Origin of the sequence: Exiguobacterium sp. s193 (genome assembly GCF_018618755.1) — a bacterium.
In the GTDB taxonomy this organism is placed as follows: domain Bacteria; phylum Bacillota; class Bacilli; order Exiguobacteriales; family Exiguobacteriaceae; genus Exiguobacterium_A.
The window spans coordinates 137,750-154,686 of sequence record NZ_JACSMR010000003.1 but is presented as its reverse complement, the minus strand read 5'-3'; the positions used below and the strand labels follow the sequence as shown (position 1 = coordinate 154,686).

14 protein-coding genes are annotated in these 16,937 nt (G+C 47.0%); 6 read left to right on the top strand and 8 right to left on the bottom strand.

Going from position 1 to position 16,937, the window contains the following annotated elements:
- Positions 1-41 precede the first annotated feature (41 nt).
- Positions 42-908, top strand: coding sequence for a prohibitin family protein (locus tag KNQ04_RS06795; RefSeq protein ID WP_214848406.1), 867 nt, complete (start codon positions 42-44; stop codon positions 906-908).
- Positions 909-955: 47 nt separating this feature from the next.
- Here the strand turns inward: KNQ04_RS06795 and pepT are convergent, their stop codons facing one another.
- Positions 956-2,188 (bottom strand): peptidase T, encoded by a 1,233-nt coding sequence (gene pepT, locus KNQ04_RS06790; protein WP_214848403.1) that lies wholly within the window; start codon positions 2,186-2,188, stop codon positions 956-958.
- Between the two features lie 111 nt (positions 2,189-2,299).
- On the opposite strand from pepT, the gene KNQ04_RS06785 reads away from it, so the two are divergent.
- Entirely contained in the window at positions 2,300-3,316 is a 1,017-nt protein-coding gene (locus KNQ04_RS06785; protein ID WP_214848401.1) for a zinc-binding dehydrogenase, read from the top strand.
- A 94-nt stretch (positions 3,317-3,410) separates the two neighbouring features.
- On the opposite strand, the gene KNQ04_RS06780 is transcribed toward KNQ04_RS06785, so the two are convergent.
- On the bottom strand, positions 3,411-4,598 hold the full coding sequence (locus KNQ04_RS06780) for a class I SAM-dependent rRNA methyltransferase (protein ID WP_214848399.1): 1,188 nt from the start codon (positions 4,596-4,598) through the stop codon (positions 3,411-3,413).
- 448 nt (positions 4,599-5,046) lie between these two features.
- Between KNQ04_RS06780 and KNQ04_RS06775 the strand changes: the two genes are divergently transcribed.
- Complete coding sequence (locus tag KNQ04_RS06775; RefSeq protein WP_214848396.1) at positions 5,047-5,451, top strand: (deoxy)nucleoside triphosphate pyrophosphohydrolase; 405 nt, start codon at positions 5,047-5,049, stop codon at positions 5,449-5,451.
- Here KNQ04_RS06775 and KNQ04_RS06770 read toward each other — a convergent pair.
- From KNQ04_RS06770 to KNQ04_RS06750, 5 genes are all read right to left on the bottom strand, one after another.
- A complete protein-coding gene (locus KNQ04_RS06770) occupies positions 5,426-8,587 on the bottom strand; it encodes a DUF3427 domain-containing protein (RefSeq protein ID WP_214848393.1) in 3,162 nt (1,053 codons plus the stop codon). The genes KNQ04_RS06775 and KNQ04_RS06770 overlap by 26 nt on opposite strands.
- A 365-nt stretch (positions 8,588-8,952) precedes the next feature.
- The gene (locus KNQ04_RS06765) at positions 8,953-9,399 is read right to left on the bottom strand and encodes an OsmC family protein (RefSeq protein ID WP_214848390.1); all 447 of its coding nucleotides are present in this window, start codon (positions 9,397-9,399) and stop codon (positions 8,953-8,955) included.
- A gap of 103 nt (positions 9,400-9,502) precedes the next feature.
- Positions 9,503-10,435, bottom strand: a complete 933-nt coding sequence (locus KNQ04_RS06760; protein ID WP_214848387.1) for an aldo/keto reductase — start codon at positions 10,433-10,435, stop codon at positions 9,503-9,505.
- A 14-nt stretch (positions 10,436-10,449) separates the two neighbouring features.
- Positions 10,450-11,340 carry an aldo/keto reductase gene (locus KNQ04_RS06755; RefSeq protein WP_214848384.1) on the bottom strand — a complete coding sequence of 297 codons (891 nt, stop codon included), beginning with the start codon at positions 11,338-11,340 and terminating at the stop codon, positions 10,450-10,452.
- A gap of 74 nt (positions 11,341-11,414) precedes the next feature.
- Positions 11,415-11,900, bottom strand: a complete 486-nt coding sequence (locus KNQ04_RS06750; protein ID WP_214848381.1) for a cupin domain-containing protein — start codon at positions 11,898-11,900, stop codon at positions 11,415-11,417.
- Between the two features lie 143 nt (positions 11,901-12,043).
- Here KNQ04_RS06750 and KNQ04_RS06745 point away from each other — a divergent pair, with 143 nt between their 5' ends.
- The 3 genes from KNQ04_RS06745 to KNQ04_RS06735 all read left to right on the top strand — a co-directional run bounded on the left by KNQ04_RS06745 (position 12,044) and on the right by KNQ04_RS06735 (position 15,251).
- Positions 12,044-12,325: a putative quinol monooxygenase gene (locus KNQ04_RS06745; RefSeq protein ID WP_214848378.1), complete on the top strand. Its 282-nt coding sequence runs from the start codon at positions 12,044-12,046 to the stop codon at positions 12,323-12,325.
- A 595-nt stretch (positions 12,326-12,920) separates the two neighbouring features.
- Positions 12,921-14,327, top strand: coding sequence for a YfcC family protein (locus KNQ04_RS06740; RefSeq protein WP_214848375.1), 1,407 nt, complete (start codon positions 12,921-12,923; stop codon positions 14,325-14,327).
- A gap of 102 nt (positions 14,328-14,429) precedes the next feature.
- Positions 14,430-15,251, top strand: a complete 822-nt coding sequence (locus KNQ04_RS06735) for a DUF1028 domain-containing protein (protein WP_214770202.1) — start codon at positions 14,430-14,432, stop codon at positions 15,249-15,251.
- Positions 15,252-15,291: 40 nt separating this feature from the next.
- Here KNQ04_RS06735 and KNQ04_RS06730 read toward each other — a convergent pair whose 3' ends face one another.
- Entirely contained in the window at positions 15,292-16,926 is a 1,635-nt protein-coding gene (locus tag KNQ04_RS06730) for a glycoside hydrolase family 55 protein (protein WP_214848372.1), read from the bottom strand.
- Positions 16,927-16,937: the final 11 nt, after the last annotated feature.

Here is a 16,937-nt window from a genome sequence, read left to right as displayed (position 1 = left end):
TATAAATACATCCAAAACAAAATCGATAAAGGGGACTCATAATGAGAGAAATCAAACCGAAGAAAAGAATTAATCCGGCGATGATCATCGCGGGTGTTATCGTCGTCGCACTCATTGCCATGACACCGTTCATCGTCGAACAGATTGAGCCGGGACAAGTCGGGGTCGTCTATAAACCGTCAAGTGGTGTCCAGGACGAAACGCTTTCGCAAGGCTGGCACGTCGTTTCGCCGATCACACGTGTAACCGAGTATCCGATTCGGACACAAACGAAGTCGCTCGATAACATGACACTCGCGACGAAAGACGGGAAAAACATCGTCGTCGACTTTACGTACAGCTTTTCCGTCTCGCCTGATCAAGTCACGAAAGTATTCAATAAGTTTGGTCCGATTGAAATTGATGAAATTGCGGACGGTTATTTAAAACAACGCTTGTACGATGCGTCACGTGAACAAATCTCGAAAGTGACGGTTCTTGAATTGTTCGGGGAAGAGTCAGGGAATGTTTCGACGAGCATCCAAAACCAGTTCGCAGAAGACGTTAAAAAAATCGGATTCATCATCGAGGACGTTGCACTTGGTGCACCAAAACCGGATGAAAAAACACAAGAAGCCATCGATGCACGTGTCAAAGCCTCACAAGAACTTGATAAGAAAAAGACGGACCTCGCGATTGCGAAGGCTGAAGCAGAGCGACTTCGGGTCGAAGCGAAGGGTGCGGCAGATGCGCGGTTGATTGAAGCACAAGGTTTAGCGAAAGCACAAAAAGAACTTCAAAAAACGTTGACGACGGAAATGATTCAATATGAAGCCGTCAAGAAATGGGACGGAAAATCACCACTCGTGAGTGGATCAGGAAGCATGGTGCAATTGCCGATTCCGGATTCAGAGACAGAAAAGAAATAAGCAAAATAGGACCTTGCTGAATCAGCAAGGTCCTATTTGTCATACGTTCATTTTTGTTCTGCGAACCCATTGGCGATGGCAACGATGACTTCTGTCGCCTTCACCATGTTATCGACAGAAATGAACTCGAACTTCCCGTGATAATTTTCGCCACCTGTGAAGATGTTTGGTGTCGGCAGTCCCATATAAGAAAGCTGCGAACCATCCGTGCCACCACGAATCGGCTTGATGACTGGTGTGATGCCACGTGACTCCATCGCGGCGTGCGCGATGTCGACGATCTGCATATGCGGTTCGATTTTTTCACGCATGTTGTAGTATTGATCATTTAATTCCATTTCGACGCTACCGGCACCATACTTTTTGTTCCATTCTTCGACGAGCGCCGTCAAAAACTGTTTACGTGCCTCGAATTTTTGACGGTCGAAGTCACGGACGATATAGTGGACGGTCGTCTTTTCGACGGATCCATCAAAGGAAATGAGATGATAGAATCCTTCAAATCCTTCCGTGAATTCCGGCGCTTCGTCACCCGGCAAACGGTTTTGGAAGGCCATCGCATGTTTTTGCGAATTGACCATTTTGTCTTTTGCTGTACCCGGATGGACGTTTGTACCATGGAACGTGATTTTGGCACCTGCCGCGTTAAAACTCTCATATTCGAGTTCACCGAGCGGACCACCATCGACGGTATACGCAAACTCGGCATCGAATGCTTCGACATCAAAATGGTGTGGTCCACGACCGATTTCTTCATCCGGTGTGAAAGCGACACGAATCCGACCGTGTTTTACTTCCGGATGGGCAATCAAATAGGCCATCGCCGTCATGATTTCAGCAATCCCTGCTTTATTGTCGGCACCGAGCAGTGTCGTCCCGTCCGTCGTCATCAGTGTGTGACCAACGTAATTTTTCAAAGACGGGAAATCGTTCGGTGACAATACGACGGGAATCGTTTCATTTAAGACGACTGCTTCGCCGTCATACGAATCGACGAGCTGTGGATTGACGTTCGTTCCTGTGAAATCCGTTGCCGTATCCAGATGGGCGAGGAAACCGATCGTCGGAACGTCGGCGTCTGTGTTCGCGGGAAGTGTTGCCATGACATAACCGTTGTCGTCGACCGAGACATCCGTCATACCGATTTCTGTTAATTCTTCGACAAGAAGACGAGCGAGTGTCCACTGTCCTTCCGTTGTCGGGACGGTCGTGCTTTCATAGCTGGATTGTGTGTCGACTTTTGCATATGTAGTCAATCGACGAATCAAATCTTGTTTCAATGAAAAAACGTCCTTTCTGAGTTGAGGTACTTCCATCATATCATGAAGCGATAATATTCGAGTATTCTGAACCATGCTAAAATGAGTAGGACAACTAAGGGGGGATTGAAGATGAAAGCATTTGTTGTGGATCAATATGGACCAGACGCTACGTTAACAGAAAAAGACGTCACACTCGCTGAAACGGGGAAAAACGAATTACGTGTACGTGTTACGGGGACGAGCTTGAATCCACTTGATACGAAAATGTTTTTCGGTCATGTGGCGGCAGCTCCGACAACTGGAATTCTCCAGGGCGATGTAACGGGGAAAATCGTTGAAATCGGATCGAGTGTGACGACTTTTTCTGTCGGCGACCACGTCATCGCCTTTGGGGGCGGATTAGGGGGGAGGTCCGGTGCACTTGCGGAAGAGATGCTTGTCCCGGAAAGTATGGCCGTCCTCAAACCAGCGGCACTAAGTTCAGAAATTGCCGGATGCCTGCCCGTGATCGGTTTGACGGCGATGGAGGCCTTAAAAGAACGGGCCATGGTTCAACCCGGGATGTGCCTGTATGTCGTCGGTGGGACGGGTGGAGTCGGTCACCTCGTCGCGCAGCTCGCCACACATTACGGGTGCAACGTGACAGCAAGTGCCGCGAACGCTGAAAAAGCAAACTGGTTAGAAGCCCGTGGCATCCATGTTCACCGGTACCGGGAAGAGACGGTGGAAGCACTCCTTGAACGTGTCGCACCTGACGGGTTTGATGTCGTCATCGACACGGTCGGGGGCGACCATCTGCAAGAGTCGTTCGTCTTGGCGAAGGAACGCGGGAAAATCATCTCGATTGCAACACGGACGACACAAGACTTGACGCCGATGCATAGTAAAGCATTGACGCTTGAAGCCTTATTCGTCGCCTTGCCGTTGTTAAAAGGAAAAACTGAGGAGATGCGTCGTCAACAAGAACATCTAGCAGAAGTCGCCGGTTTAATCGCAGACGGGACGATTGAACTTCGCATTGATTCGCGCGTCCCGCGCCAAACAGAAGCGCTAAATGCCGCATATAAAACGTTCGATCAGCACTCGCATTTCGGAAAAGTCAGTGTGTATGACGCGAATGCGGATTTTGATGAGAGTGGCGACTAACCTAAAAGATTCGTCGTTTGGTTTATTTTTCCTTTTAATACAAAAAATAATTCTGCTAATCGAAAGAAGATTAGCAGAATTATTTGTTTTGAGCTTATTTACGGCGGACAAGAACGGCTTTCTGTTCCGCTTCTTTCATCGAAGGATGCTCGGGGAAGTCTTCTAACCCTGCACTTTCCCAAACGATTTCATACGTTTGACGCAACTTTTTGAAGGCTTGATCGACCATTTTCATGAAACGTGCTTGATCGAATAACGGACAATCCGTCACGACCAACAACATTCCACCACGATGTGTCATATGAATCGTTTGTTGGATCAAGGCCGGTAAATCAACTTCAGCACGGAAGTGACGGGCCTGCGTTTTGACGAGAATCGGTGGGTGGACAATGACGAAATCAAAGCGCGTTTTCTTATCGGCTTGATCGATGTAGTCAAACGCATCTTGAACGAGAATCGTTTGCGTCGCTGGGTCAAGCTGATGCAGTTCAAGTTGTTCGATCGTTTTGTTTCGGCTCCGGGTCGAGAAATCGACGCTCGTCGTTTCAAGTGCCCCACCAAGTAGCGCAGCGGCGGTTAATGTCCCCGTATCGGAAAACAGGTTCAAGACCGTTCGCCCGGTCGCATGTTGTTTGACGATCGCGCGCAGTTCGCGTTGGTTGATGTCGAGACCCGTCCGCATCCCGGCGTCCAGGTGATAGAGCAAAGGGAGACCATTCTCTTGAAGAACTTCCGGGAAGTCGCCCCGTTCACCGGCTAAGAAATCATCACCTTTGACGGGCTGCCCATCGATTTGGAAGGCACGTTTTTCGTAAATACTCTTAAAGTGGATTAGCGACTCGAGGGCAGAGACAATCTCCTGCTTAAACGAATAGATGCCTTCGTTTTCGAACGTGATCAAGTAGTGGTGATCAAAACAATCGATCGTCAAGCCACCGATGCCGTCACCTGAACCATTGAAGACGCGGAACGTATCGATTAATTCATTCTCGAAAAAGGCATCGCGTCGGTCGAGGGCAGTCTCAATTTTTTCTTTAAAAAAGACGTCGTCGATTTCTTGAATTTCGTCCGTCGAGAGCAACCAACCGAGTCCTTTTTCTTGCTTGCCAAAATAGCCGGTCGCAAGGTATTCTTTATCTTCTGTAGTCAGCCGAAGTAACGCACCGGCTTCTTTTAGATGGTTACTTTTTTGGAACAGTTCTTTATAAAGTAAAGGCTGACCATTTTTGATTTGTTCGACAGCCGTCGCTTTGACGACGACAGGATAGATTTCGCGTGGCACATGAGTTCCTCATTTCTGGTTGTGGATAAGTAGTCAAATTATAGCATAGGAAAAGTTGTCCACATGTGGATAATTCAAATTGATAGATATTTAGCATGTCCTTCGTTGCTTTCTGTGGATAAGTTAAGATGATGTTGCCGGGCATCTTCAAAGGAACACTCTTCAATCGAACCTTCTCTTTCCACTCGCTTTCCATGGGCGAGCAACAAGCCGCGCCTCGGTCCAATACTTGTCCCGATTCGGGTCTTGTTCAGCTCTGACGAAAACATGACCGTTCATGTTTTCTTTTCCCATAGGAGTCGAGTGGAAACGAAGCTTCTGCTTTAAAAAAAAGACCACCTTCGTAATTACGAGGGTGATCTTCTTTTAACTCATGTATAAAATAAATTGTCTTCTATACTTATATTTAATGCTGTAGACAAGATTTAAAGAAGGGGTGGACGTTATTTTGAAAAAAACAATCCAAGTTGTCGGTGCTGTAATAATTAACTCAAGTAATCAAGTACTCTGTGCCTTACGAAGTGAAGCAATGTCGTTACCGAACTTGTGGGAGTTTCCTGGTGGGAAAATCGAACAAGGAGAACGACCGGAACAGTCACTATCCCGTGAAATCAACGAAGAATTAAATTGTACGATTCAAGTGAAAGAACACATTGAAACAACACTTTATGAATACGAAAAAATCATTGTTGAGCTGTCGACATATTATGCGGAAATTGTTGCAGGTATACCTAAAGCGTTGGAACACGCAGAACTTAGATGGGTAAGCGTTCAAAATTTACAACAGTTAGAGTGGGCTCCGGCAGATATCCCGGCTGTTGAAAAAATTATGAGAGCTTTTTCCACGAAATAAATTCTTCTGCCGTCAAAGGTTCTTTTAAGATCCACTCGACATTGATCGGTTTAGAACCTTGACTACTTTTATGAATCAGCTCACCAAAGTACGTAAAAGGTAAGGAACGGCCCTGCTCTTTTTCTGCTTTACGAATAAATAAGTGAATCTTAATACCGCGTTCCTGATGGTGACGATAGAGTTCTCCTGCTTTTCCATGTGCGGTCGCAATGCTTTGGGATTGCCAATGGAAATGCTTTTTATCAATGAAGTAATCTTGATAGTTGAGTTGGTCCTCAATCGATTCGTTTTTGTGCAGATTAACAAACAGTACATAATCTTCCCCTGCTTGTGCGACACCTTCTCGCCAGGAACCTTCTTGGTGCGGTGACTCGAGTAAACGTTGGATGACAGAGCGATTATACGTCATCCGCGAAATCAATGATTGATTACTTGCTAACCAGACTTCACCTCCCGATAGTTGTTCAAAAGCATGCAGTCCAGCCTGAATCAATTCACTTAAGTATGAAGCTAAGTGTTCATTGGATGATAAAGCTTCTGTCATTTGCGTTGAAAACTGGAAGCGTCCATCGTTTAATACAACAAGTAGCGGTAGCCGGTCATTTTTTAGTGGTGTCGACCATCGTTTGAACAAATGCTGAATAAGAGACGAGCGATGGGATATCGCAGAAGTTGGAATCGCAAAGCGGTTTGCAGCTGCCTGAATGACATCATCGACCGAAATCGTTTCTTGATTTAAAAGTAACTGCACCATCAATAAACTAAAGGGCTCACGGATTGGGAACCAACTCTCGATATGTTCAATGACTTTTCGTGCATCCGGATTGAGTAAAAGGGAGAGTTCTTCATCCGTTGCGACTTTCTCAAGTTGTTTTAATCGTAGTACACTTTTCCATTGTTGAATGATTGCTTCAATGGCCGGAGCATCACGATGCGTCACTAAGTCATTGAGTGACGGTGTATCACCAATCATTGTCGTCAGGCGTTGGTAACTTTCACGTAGCTGTTTACTTGTAGAAAACTCAATTTTCTTCATTTGCTCGATAATAAAGTTTTCGGTTACACGATCGAGAATTGCGAGTGATCCTTCTGGTAGGATCGGGAAGTGATTTTGGACAGCGTTTGCCACGTGATAACGATCGATGGAATGGAACGATTGTTGTCCGGATAAAACGAGTGGGGCCACAAAAGCACGTTGACTGTTACCGATAAAGTCTAAAATCGTTACATATTCTTTCGAATCATGCTTCCGTAATCCACGCCCAAGCTGTTGAATGAAAATTGTTGGTGATTCCGTCGGACGTAAGAAAAGCATCAAGTTAATTTTAGGAATATCGACCCCCTCATTAAATAAATCGACTGTGAAAATGAAGGACAGTGGATCATGTTCATCTTCTAATCGCTGAATAGCTTGTTCTCGCTCTACTTCACTTTGATTACTTGTGATTGCCAATGCTTCGATGTGGTGCTTATTGAATTCAGCAGCCATAAATTCAGCGTGATTAATATTGACACAAAATCCAAGACCAACTTGGGTAGAACCGCTGTTGCCGAACTTATTGATCATCTCGAGGATATATTCCGTTCGGGAAGACCGTTCAAGTGCTTCAACTAAATCTTTTTCGATATAAAGTCCGTTTTTTTGAGGAATCATTTCATAGTCGATTTCTTCATCATCTTGAATCCCGAAGTAATGGAATGGCGTTAATAAATCTTGAGCCAGTGCATCATAGAGGCGAATTTCATAAGCAATGTTATGATCGACTAATTTAAAGATATTTAGTCCGTCCATTCGTTCTGGAGTTGCTGTGATGCCGAGTAAAAACTGCGGTGTAAAGTGATTCAGAACCTTTTGATACGATTCTGATGCTGCGTGATGAAATTCATCAATAATAATATAGTCGAATGTAGAACGATCGAATTGTTCCAAATGAACTTCTTTTGAAAATGTTTGAATGGTAGCAAAGGTAAATTGTTTGTCTGTTTCTTTTTGATTTGCCTGATAGCGTCCGAAAGTAGCTGTTGAATCGGTAAATATTTTTTTAAAAGTCTGTTCTGCCTGAGCGAGTAATTTTCCGCGGTGCGCAATAAAGAGTACACGTTTAGCTTCAAATTGTTTTACATCAAAAGCAGCTAAATAGGTTTTTCCTGTTCCTGTTGCAGCGATTACCATGGCTTTAGTTTGCTTTTTTAAGCGCAGCCGGTGGAGTTGTTCCAAGGCCGGTATCTGCATCTCATTAGGGTGGATCGTGCCATAATCTACGGGTTCTTCAGCAACACGGTCGTTTACAACAAACTGTTTAATCTTTGGCGTATCTAAATGATGTTGCTCATACTGTTCCAAAATTTCTGTTGTACATGTGATTGCTTCGTTGCTCGTCCATAAATTAGTAAACAACGTTTGTGCTTGAGAGACGAGAGAAGTAAGCGGAGAATGCGGAATTCGGACATTCCACTCAAGGCCATTTGTAAGTGCTGATTTTGATAAATTAGACGAACCGATAATGGCACTATGTAAATCAGTTTCTCGCGTAAATAAATAGGCTTTTGGATGGAATGCTTGATTCTTTTTGATTGGTTCATAAATTTTAATTTCAACATTACTGAACTGCATCAGTGTACGAAGTGCTTTTGCTTCAGTGATGTTCATATAAAACGAAGTGAGAACACGAATTGGCTTATTTAATCGTTCCGCTTCTTGAAGGGCGGGGACTAACGCTTGAATACCAGAATGACGAGTGAAACTCACCATCCAGTCCGCCGATTGAGCAGTAGTCAACTCATCAATCAAATGATGTAGTAACTTTTCTTGATTTTCCTGGCCTGGTGCGATTAAATCCCAGGCTCTTAATGATTTTTCATATTGGAGCGGGAGCGTTGTTGAAGATGCTGTTAACTGTCGCTGTAATGGGACCGTCAAACTCGGTTCATTTAATGCAGTTAGCCAACGGTTCGTCGTTTCAATCATTTCTTTAGTCAGCTGATTTTGTTGAAGATCGACAATCGATTTATAAAAAAGTTCATTTAAATGAGTTAAGAGCTCTGTTGTGTAATCTGCTGTTTGAATAGGTGCGCTTTTTGTAGAGGGGTCTGTTGTAGAGTGTTGATTCTGTAATTGTTCCTGAAATGAAGACATCTGATTACCTCCAATAAATTCCAAACTAAATTCAGTATACGAAGTAATTGGAAATCGTGCAGCAAGAATCTAATTCCAAATGAAAATTATTCGCCCTTTATTCAAAACGATTGAGGATATTTTATTTTTTTCATTGAAAAGATGATGCAAAAAAAGATTTCCTTTTCGTCAGAATAAGGAGCCTCGGCTTGCGCCTCGTCCGAGGAAAGCACGAAAAAAGGAAGAATCTTTTTTAGACAGGTTCAGACTGTTCTTTATGTAGAGAAAGATTTTCTAATTAAAAAGGCAACATGAATCCTGAAGGAAAGCACGTTGCCGAAAATGAGTGAAGTATGAAAATCTATTAAGATGGAGAAAGCGATGCATTAATCCTGAAGCTCAATCACCGCTTCAAGCGAGACTTTTACATTTCCTGCAAGCGCACGGGTGATCATGCACGAACCTTCCGCTTTTTCCGCGAGGCGACGTGCCATCTTGACCATCGCCTCCGTCGTATCGGCAGGTAAAATCAACGTGGGCCGATGAATGATTTGGTCATACGTAAAGACACCGTTCGTCACATCGACGATGCCTTCAGACTCCATCGTCAGTGATACTTTTTTGATGTTGCTTCGCTCGAGCATCGCGGCAAGCGTGATGATGTAGCAGGTCGCGGCTGCGCCAAGTAACATTTCGTCCGGATTCGTCCCGACGCCAGGACCATCCATCGCCTCAGGAATCGAAATCTTCGTTTTTAAGTCACCGGTCTCGATGTCGCCGATGTCGTTTCGGTTTCCCGGCCAGTCTGCTGTTAAATGAAAATGATGTTTCATGAATAATCCCTCCCCTCTATTCATCATACGAGTCATGCGTCCGATTTTCGCTTAATCTGCTCAAACAAAACCACGCCATCTAACTTGGCGTGGTTTTGTTGTGTCAGCTAAAGATTTGATCGATTTTTTGGATATCGGCATCCGTCAACTCGACTTCGAGTGTCCGGAGCGTATCCGTTACTTGGTCAGCACGCTTCGCACCGGGGATGATGGCATCGATGCCATCTTGCGCCAGGTACCAAGCGAGGACGACGTGCGCGACGTCGACATCTTTTTCTTGTGCAATCGGACGAAGTAACTCCACTTTTGCCAAGTTGTCCTTAAAGACATCGTCTTGGAAGAGGGGATCTTTCGCACGTAAATCGTCAAATTTCGTGTTCTCGTCATATTTTCCGGCAAGTAATCCGGCAGCGAGCGGGAAGTACGGTACAAATGAAATCCCGTGTTCGCGGATGTAAGGCAGGATTTCTTTTTCTGCATCCCGCTTGAATAAGTTGTACTCACCTTGATAGACGTCGACATGTCCGTCTTTGTTGGCTTCTTTTAATTGTTCGAGTGAGAAGTTCGAGACACCAATCGCCCGGATTTTTCCTTGTTCCTTTAATTCGGCAAGTGCAGCGACCGCTTGATCTTTTGGTGTCGCTTCATCCGGGAAGTGAATGTAAAACAAGTCGATGTAATCGGTTTTCAACCGTTTCAGGCTCTCTTCGACCGACTGCTTTAAAAACTCGGGTGAGTTATCGATGACGACCTTGTCGTCGACGATTTTGTGCGCGCCTTTCGTTGCGAGGATGACGTCTTTGCGTTCGACCGTATCGCTCCACGTCTCACCGACAAGTTCTTCTGAACGTTCTGGTCCGTAAATGAAGGCCGTATCTAAAAAGTTAATGCCGTTCATCAAAGCGACACGGACCAAATCACGTCCTGCCTGTTCATCGAGATTCGGGTAAAGGTTATGACCTCCGACGGCATTTGTTCCGAGACCAATCGGGTGGACCATGAGATCTGATTTTCCAAGTTTAACTTTCGTATCCATAGACAAATTCCTCCTTAGACGATATCGAGCGGTTCTTTTTTAGTTGGGGCAGGGAAGGCTTCATCAAGTGCCGCAAATTCTTCATCAGTCAGTTGCAAGAGTGCGGCGCGCCCGTTGTCCTCGACGTGTTTCGCTTGTCCGGCTTTCGGGATGGCGATGACATCGCCGCTCCGGATGACGAAGGCGAGTAAGATTTGTGCCGGATCGACACCGTGTGTTTCGGCGAGACGTTCAACGGTCGGATCATCGAGTAGCTTCTCGCGGAGACTCCCGCCTTCTGCGAGTGGGCAATACGCCATGACTGGAATCCCGTGTTCTTTTAAAAGCGGCATCAACTCATATTCAATTCCGCGTGAACCGAGATGGTACAGTACCTGGTTGACGGCACATTGCTCGCCGTTTTCTAAAGCAAGTAATTCTTTCATATCTGCAACGTCAAAGTTCGAGACGCCCCAGCGGCGAATTTTTCCTTCTGCCTTCAATTGTTCGAGCCCGTTCACTGTCTCCTGCAGAGGAATGTCACCACGCCAGTGGAGTAAGTAAAGATCAAGATAATCCGTCTTCAGGTTACGTAATGAACGTTCGCACGCTTCACGCAACTTGTCTCCACCCGCATTGTGGGGATAGACTTTTGAGACGAGAAACACTTCTTCACGGCGTCCTTCGATTGCTTCACCGATCAATTGTTCCGACGCACCTTCACCGTACATTTCTGCCGTATCAATCAATTCCATTCCACTGTCGAGTCCGACGTTCAAAGCTTCGATTTCAGCTTCGCGTTTTGCGGGTTCTTCGCCCATATGCCACGTTCCTTGACCGAGTGCCCGAACGTGCGTTGAATCGGGGAATGTCACCGTCTGTTGTTTTAAGGCGGCGAGTAGAATCGTTCGTTCTGTCTCATTCATTTCGTTTCCTCCTCCAAAATTCACAATAATAGGCTTTACCACGGATGGATGAGAAAAAAACGTCAGCCGTTTGCTCACCAGTGCTCAAACAACGGACCGGTCTGACCATAAACGGGGTCGGTCGATGGACGCCCGACACGTTCAATCCGTTCGAGATTACACGGTCGTTCGCACGTTTTCCCTGTCAGCGTGTCATAGTCTTGACCGTTCGGATAGGCACCGATGACTTTGAAACGGCGACTCGTATCAAGCGCTTTATGTCCGGTTCCGGCAGGTAAGACGATGACGTCCCCAGCAGTCAGCGTAAACGTCTTTCCGAGCGGTCCTCCGAGCTGAACGGTGGCATGTCCTTCAAGGATGCCAATCACTTCATGGGCAACGCTATGGTAATGATGAAAATCAAAAATTCCGTCGACCCAGCTATTTTGCCAATTATTCGCGTGAAATGTCGTCTCGATGGCGGACGGGTCCTCGAAAACATGACGGTAAATCAGGACCGGATAACGCGGGTTATTTGGAATCACGCCATCATCCTCAAAATGAAAAAGCTCGACACTCATCATGTACACTCCTCTCTGATGTCAAAAACATACCATTTTTTACCCAAAATCAGACTGACGTAATCGTCTAGGCATCTTTGTAGCACTTGCATAATCGAGGTGCTAAACTAGCTAAGTTAACGAAAATTGAAGGAGGATTTCACATGATCGCAATCGAAGCAAAATTAGAAGTACAATCAGCAAAACGTGCTGAATTTTTGGAGGCAACTAAAGCATTAGTCGAAGGTTCACGCTTAGAAGCAGGCAACGTTAGCTATGACCTATTCCAAAGCACGGAGGACGAAAACGTCTTCATGATGATCGAGAAATGGGAAGATCAAGCAGCAGTCGAAACACACAACACAAGCGCGCATTTCGGACAGTTCGTCGCATTCGCACAAACTGCACTCGCTAAGCCACTTGACGTGCAAACGTTCACTGTATAAGTAGTAAAAAAGTCTGGCGATTGCCAGGCTTTCAGCGTGTAGACAAACTCTTATGAAGCATGAGCATGCGATATCGAGAAGCAATCCGTTCGCGCTTCCCTGTCTCGTCTCGTCTTTAAAGCGGCAATCTTCCGCGCCGCTACAGCAAAGCTGCAGGGTCGCAATCGATTGCTTTTCGCGGTTCTAAGCGATTCAAGACGGATTGCGCTCTAAACCGTCTGCATGACAGGATTTCCCTCACGGTATTACCTAAAAAAGCGTCGCGTTTCGTTGACTCCTGCGGGAAAAAGCGCGTTTTTGCGCGCTGTCAAGAGGCAGGCAAGACCCTGCTCGTTGTCCGTCAGGATCAAGGAGCAACGGCTTGCGCCTCGCCCGAGGAAAGCAACGAAAAAAGACGCTGTATCTCCCGATAGCACTTTGTCTAGAGTCTGAAAGTCTGGCGATTGCCAGGCTTTTTTTTGGGGGTTTAAAACGAACGAAAGTTCTCTTTTTTATTACAAACAGATTAAAATAGATAGAACATCTGTTATTTTTTCCAAAAATAGGGCATTATCTTAAGAGAAGCTAGAAAGCAGACTTAAGAGGAGGCAACTAAATGAACGAACGTAAAGTCCAGGAACAGACGTCTTCACGCTCTTTCTTTAAAATGCCTCATACATATGCCATTATCATGGGGATTTTATTGATAGCAGTCATCTTGACGTACACACTGCCATCCGGTCAGTTCGATCGGGAAAAGCAAGACGGGCAAACGGTCGTCATTGATGGTACATATCGGGCGGTCGAGTCGGCACCCGTTAATTTTTTTGGGTTATTTGAAGCGATTCCAAAAGGCATGGAAGCGGGCGCGGCCATCATCTTCTACATCTTTCTTGTCGGTGGTGTCTTCGGCATCATCCGTGAGACGGGAGCAATCGAGTCCGGTATCAATCAATTGATCAATCGGTTCGGTCAAAAAGGTCATATCATGATTCCGATGACGATGTTCGTCTTTTCGGTTGCCGGAGCGACAATCGGTATGGCGGAAGAAACGATTATTTTCGTCCCGATCGGTATCATGCTCGCCCGGGCACTAGGCTATGATGCGATGACAGGTGCTGCCATCGTCAGTCTCGGGGCAGTGGTCGGATTTGCCGGCGGAATGCTTAATCCGTTTACGGTCGGGGTCGCGCAATCGATCGCCGAGGTCCCATTGTTCAGTGGGATTGGTTACCGGACTGCAATCTACTTAGCCTTTTTACTCGTGACGATTTTATACGTCATGAACTATGCGCAAAAGGTTAAAAAAAATCCGGAGCGCAGCTTAGTCTATGACTTAGAGAAACATCGGAAAGAAGAAGCGACGACAACCTTTTCTCGATTTTCGAAGAAACATGCGTTTGTTCTCATCGTTTTGATTGGTGGCATCACCTTGAACGTCATCGGAATCTTTGAGTGGGGTTGGTACTTAACGGAGTTGACGGCATCGTTCCTCATCATCGGAATGCTCGCCGGAATCGCGACACTCGGTGTCAACCGGACGTTCGAAAGTTTGATTGACGGGGCGAAAGCCGTGACGTTCGGCGCCTTGATCGTCGGGTTCGCCCGTGCGATCGTCGTCATTTTAGAAGACGGTCGTGTCATCGACACGGTCATCTACGGTTTATCAAATGCGGTCGGGCACTTACCGACATCGCTTGCCGTCATCGGCATGTACATCGTCCAGTTGATTACAAACTTTTTCATTCCGTCCGGGAGTGGACAAGCAGCAACGACGATGCCAATCATGGCACCGCTCGCTGACCTATTAGGGATTGAGCGACAGGTCGCAGTCCTCGCCTTCCAGTACGGTGACGGATTGACGAATATGATTTTCCCGACGAGTGCCCATTTGATGGCGTTCCTCGCGATTGCGGGAATCCCATATGAAAAATGGTTACGTTTTGTTTGGAAGTTATTTGCGATTTGGGTGACACTTGCCTGCGTCGCCTTGCTCCTTGCCGTCACTTTAGGGATTCAATGAACATCGACCTTCCGTGCAAGGGGCGCGGAAGGTTTTTCTCGTGCAGGAATCGGGAACTTCTAAGACGAACGGTAGTTATAAGTTCATAAGGGGGATTTCAACATGACATATTCAATCGTCGGATATTGTGAAAAAGAACAAGCGTGGGGAGTCGCTGTTCAATCGAAGTTTCTTGCGGTCGGTAGCGCCGTCCCATTTGCGAAAGCGGGTGTCGGGGCAATCGCGACCCAATCATTCGCGAATACGACATACGGCCCTGAAGGATTACGGATGATTTCTGAAGGAAAGTCGGCAGAGGAAGTCTTAAAATTGTTGACGGACGCGGACGAAGGACGGGCAGAGCGGCAAGTCGGGATTGTTGACGCAACTGGTCGAAGCGCAACCTTCACGGGAGACGCCTGCAACGACTGGGCAGGTGGGATCGCCGGCAAACACTTTGCCGCACAAGGGAATATTTTAGTCGACGGCAACACGGTCAAAGAGATGGCCCGTGTGTTCGAAGCGACGGACGGACCGCTCGGTGAACGGCTGTTACGTGCACTTGCTGCCGGACAAGCAGCAGGTGGTGATTCTCGCGGAATGCAGTCGGCTGCGCTCCTCGTCGTCAAGGAAAACGGTGGATATGGTGGTTTTAATGACCGCTACATCGATTTGCGTGTCGACGATCATCCGAGTCCGATTCAAGAGCTCGAACGGATTTATCAACTGCACACCCTTTACCTGCAACCAAGTAAACCGGAAGAAATCAAGCCGATCGATGATGCACTCGAATCGGAAGTGATGGATAAATTACTCGAACTCGGTTACCGGGGATCGTTCGAAGAAGCTTTCCGGACGTACCTGCACACGGAAAATTTCGAGATGCGTGAGCATCAGGACCGTACAATCGACACACGTGTCCTCGCGTATCTTCGCGCCCAATGAGAAAAAGCTCTGCACTGACTGCGGTCAGGCAGAGCTTTTTTTATGCGGACGGATGGGTCCGGACAGGTACTTGATAACCGGTTGCGATGAAGCGTTCGAGTTCCGGTTCGGATTTAGCATTCAAGCCGACCGTCCCGTCTCCTTTGATGGCGACGTTCGTCAGACGGACGCGTTCAATGTGGGGGCCAATCGTAATCCCGTGGCGTGCGGAATCTTCAACCCGGACATCGATGAGCCGGACGTCATCTGCACCGTTTTCACCGCCGAAGACTTGAATATCCGTTTTAGCCTGGCGGAAGCCCGTCATCTTAACTTGGCTCAAGGTGACGTTTTTCGCTTTGTACTGAATTCCGATCACCGGCTGTTCCTGGTAATCATAGTTCGGGTCACCGAGGACGGTGAAGTCATGAATGACGACGTTCCGATATGCCGAGACGACGAGTGCCCGCGGTTTTGAGTTTGCATAAAGCGGTGTATATTGAGGCGTCTGCGCGACAAGCCGTGTCGCGATGATGTTATAGGCAGTTTGTGATGTCGGGTCCGTTGCTTGATGGTGACCGATATGGCGGAAATTGAACGAACGATGGTCATCGATTGAGAGATGCCCGACGATTTTGACGGTCGAAGCAGCGGACGATGTCGCATGTGCCTTGATTTCTAGCCCGCCGAAACAACGGGACGTCGCATTGTTGAACAACCAGACATCACGTGAGCCATCATCGATTTCAATGCCGTTCGAGTTCGAAAATCCGGCGGCGTGGGCTCGCCCACTCGGGTCATGCATGAAACAGTTCGAGATGAATAAGTGATCGCTATGATGCGTCGTGATGCCATCATCACCGAAACCGGATCCGGTCAAGCCGTCAAACCAAATGAAGGAACTACTTAAATTCGCCCGTGCGCCGTCCCCGTTGTAATTGTAGTAAGGCGTCGAAATGTCAAAACAATGAAGCCCGGGATCGACTGCCTCGACATCGAAGACCCAGCCGTACGTGACATGGGCGTAGGTCAGACAACTTGAATGGTTGCCCCACGTACTGCTCTTTTTAGCAGCGCCGATCCGCTCGATGTTCCAGTCGAGCGTCATTTTTTCGACGAGCAGATGATGATTGCCGAGTAAGTAATTTTGGTTCGTGATTAACCGACGTCCTTTCGGGGCATCATCATGTAATTTTATAATCGTCCGGCCTTTCCCGTCGCCCGTCAAAATCGTAAAGTTCGGGAGCCGAATGCCGCGGACGATGTATGTGCCGGCAGGGACGTGGACTTGGCGATGTCCGTCAGCAAGTGCTTCCTTGAAGGCAAGCGTATCATCGGTCTTTCCGTCACCGACAGCCCCGTACGTCCGGACATCGACTTTTTCGACCTGACAGGCCAGTTGTTCGAATTCATAGGTGAGTCGACCGAACCAGCTCGGCCGGACTTCATCCTGTTCACTGACGAATGCTTTTGTCAGAGGCAAGATATGTTTAGCGCGGTCCGTTAAAAAAAGCGGTGAAATCAACGACCGTAAGTAGCGGCTCGGATGCGGCGCGCGCCGCGGCGCGACGAACGGACTTTCGTTCATCAATTGTTCCGCACGGGTGACGGCCGCAAGATTCGTGTTACTTTCCGTATATTCTGCAATCAATCGCCCGTTTTGATAGGGATTGTGTGTATTTTCTAATATGACCATGATTGAACTCC

Excerpts from the sequence above, each read along its gene's own strand:
- KNQ04_RS06795 (WP_214848406.1), top strand. The coding sequence starts at position 42 with ATGAGAGAAATCAAACCGAAGAAAAGAATTAATCCGGCGATGATCATC.
- KNQ04_RS06785 (WP_214848401.1), top strand. The coding sequence starts at position 2,300 with ATGAAAGCATTTGTTGTGGATCAATATGGACCAGACGCTACGTTAACA.
- KNQ04_RS06770 (WP_214848393.1), bottom strand. The coding sequence starts at position 8,587 with ATGTCTTCATTTCAGGAACAATTACAGAATCAACACTCTACAACAGAC.
- KNQ04_RS06765 (WP_214848390.1), bottom strand. The coding sequence starts at position 9,399 with ATGAAACATCATTTTCATTTAACAGCAGACTGGCCGGGAAACCGAAAC.
- KNQ04_RS06760 (WP_214848387.1), bottom strand. The coding sequence starts at position 10,435 with ATGGATACGAAAGTTAAACTTGGAAAATCAGATCTCATGGTCCACCCG.
- KNQ04_RS06755 (WP_214848384.1), bottom strand. The coding sequence starts at position 11,340 with ATGAATGAGACAGAACGAACGATTCTACTCGCCGCCTTAAAACAACAG.
- KNQ04_RS06750 (WP_214848381.1), bottom strand. The coding sequence starts at position 11,900 with ATGAGTGTCGAGCTTTTTCATTTTGAGGATGATGGCGTGATTCCAAAT.
- KNQ04_RS06745 (WP_214848378.1), top strand. The coding sequence starts at position 12,044 with ATGATCGCAATCGAAGCAAAATTAGAAGTACAATCAGCAAAACGTGCT.
- KNQ04_RS06740 (WP_214848375.1), top strand. The coding sequence starts at position 12,921 with ATGAACGAACGTAAAGTCCAGGAACAGACGTCTTCACGCTCTTTCTTT.
- KNQ04_RS06735 (WP_214770202.1), top strand. The coding sequence starts at position 14,430 with ATGACATATTCAATCGTCGGATATTGTGAAAAAGAACAAGCGTGGGGA.
- KNQ04_RS06730 (WP_214848372.1), bottom strand. The coding sequence starts at position 16,926 with ATGGTCATATTAGAAAATACACACAATCCCTATCAAAACGGGCGATTG.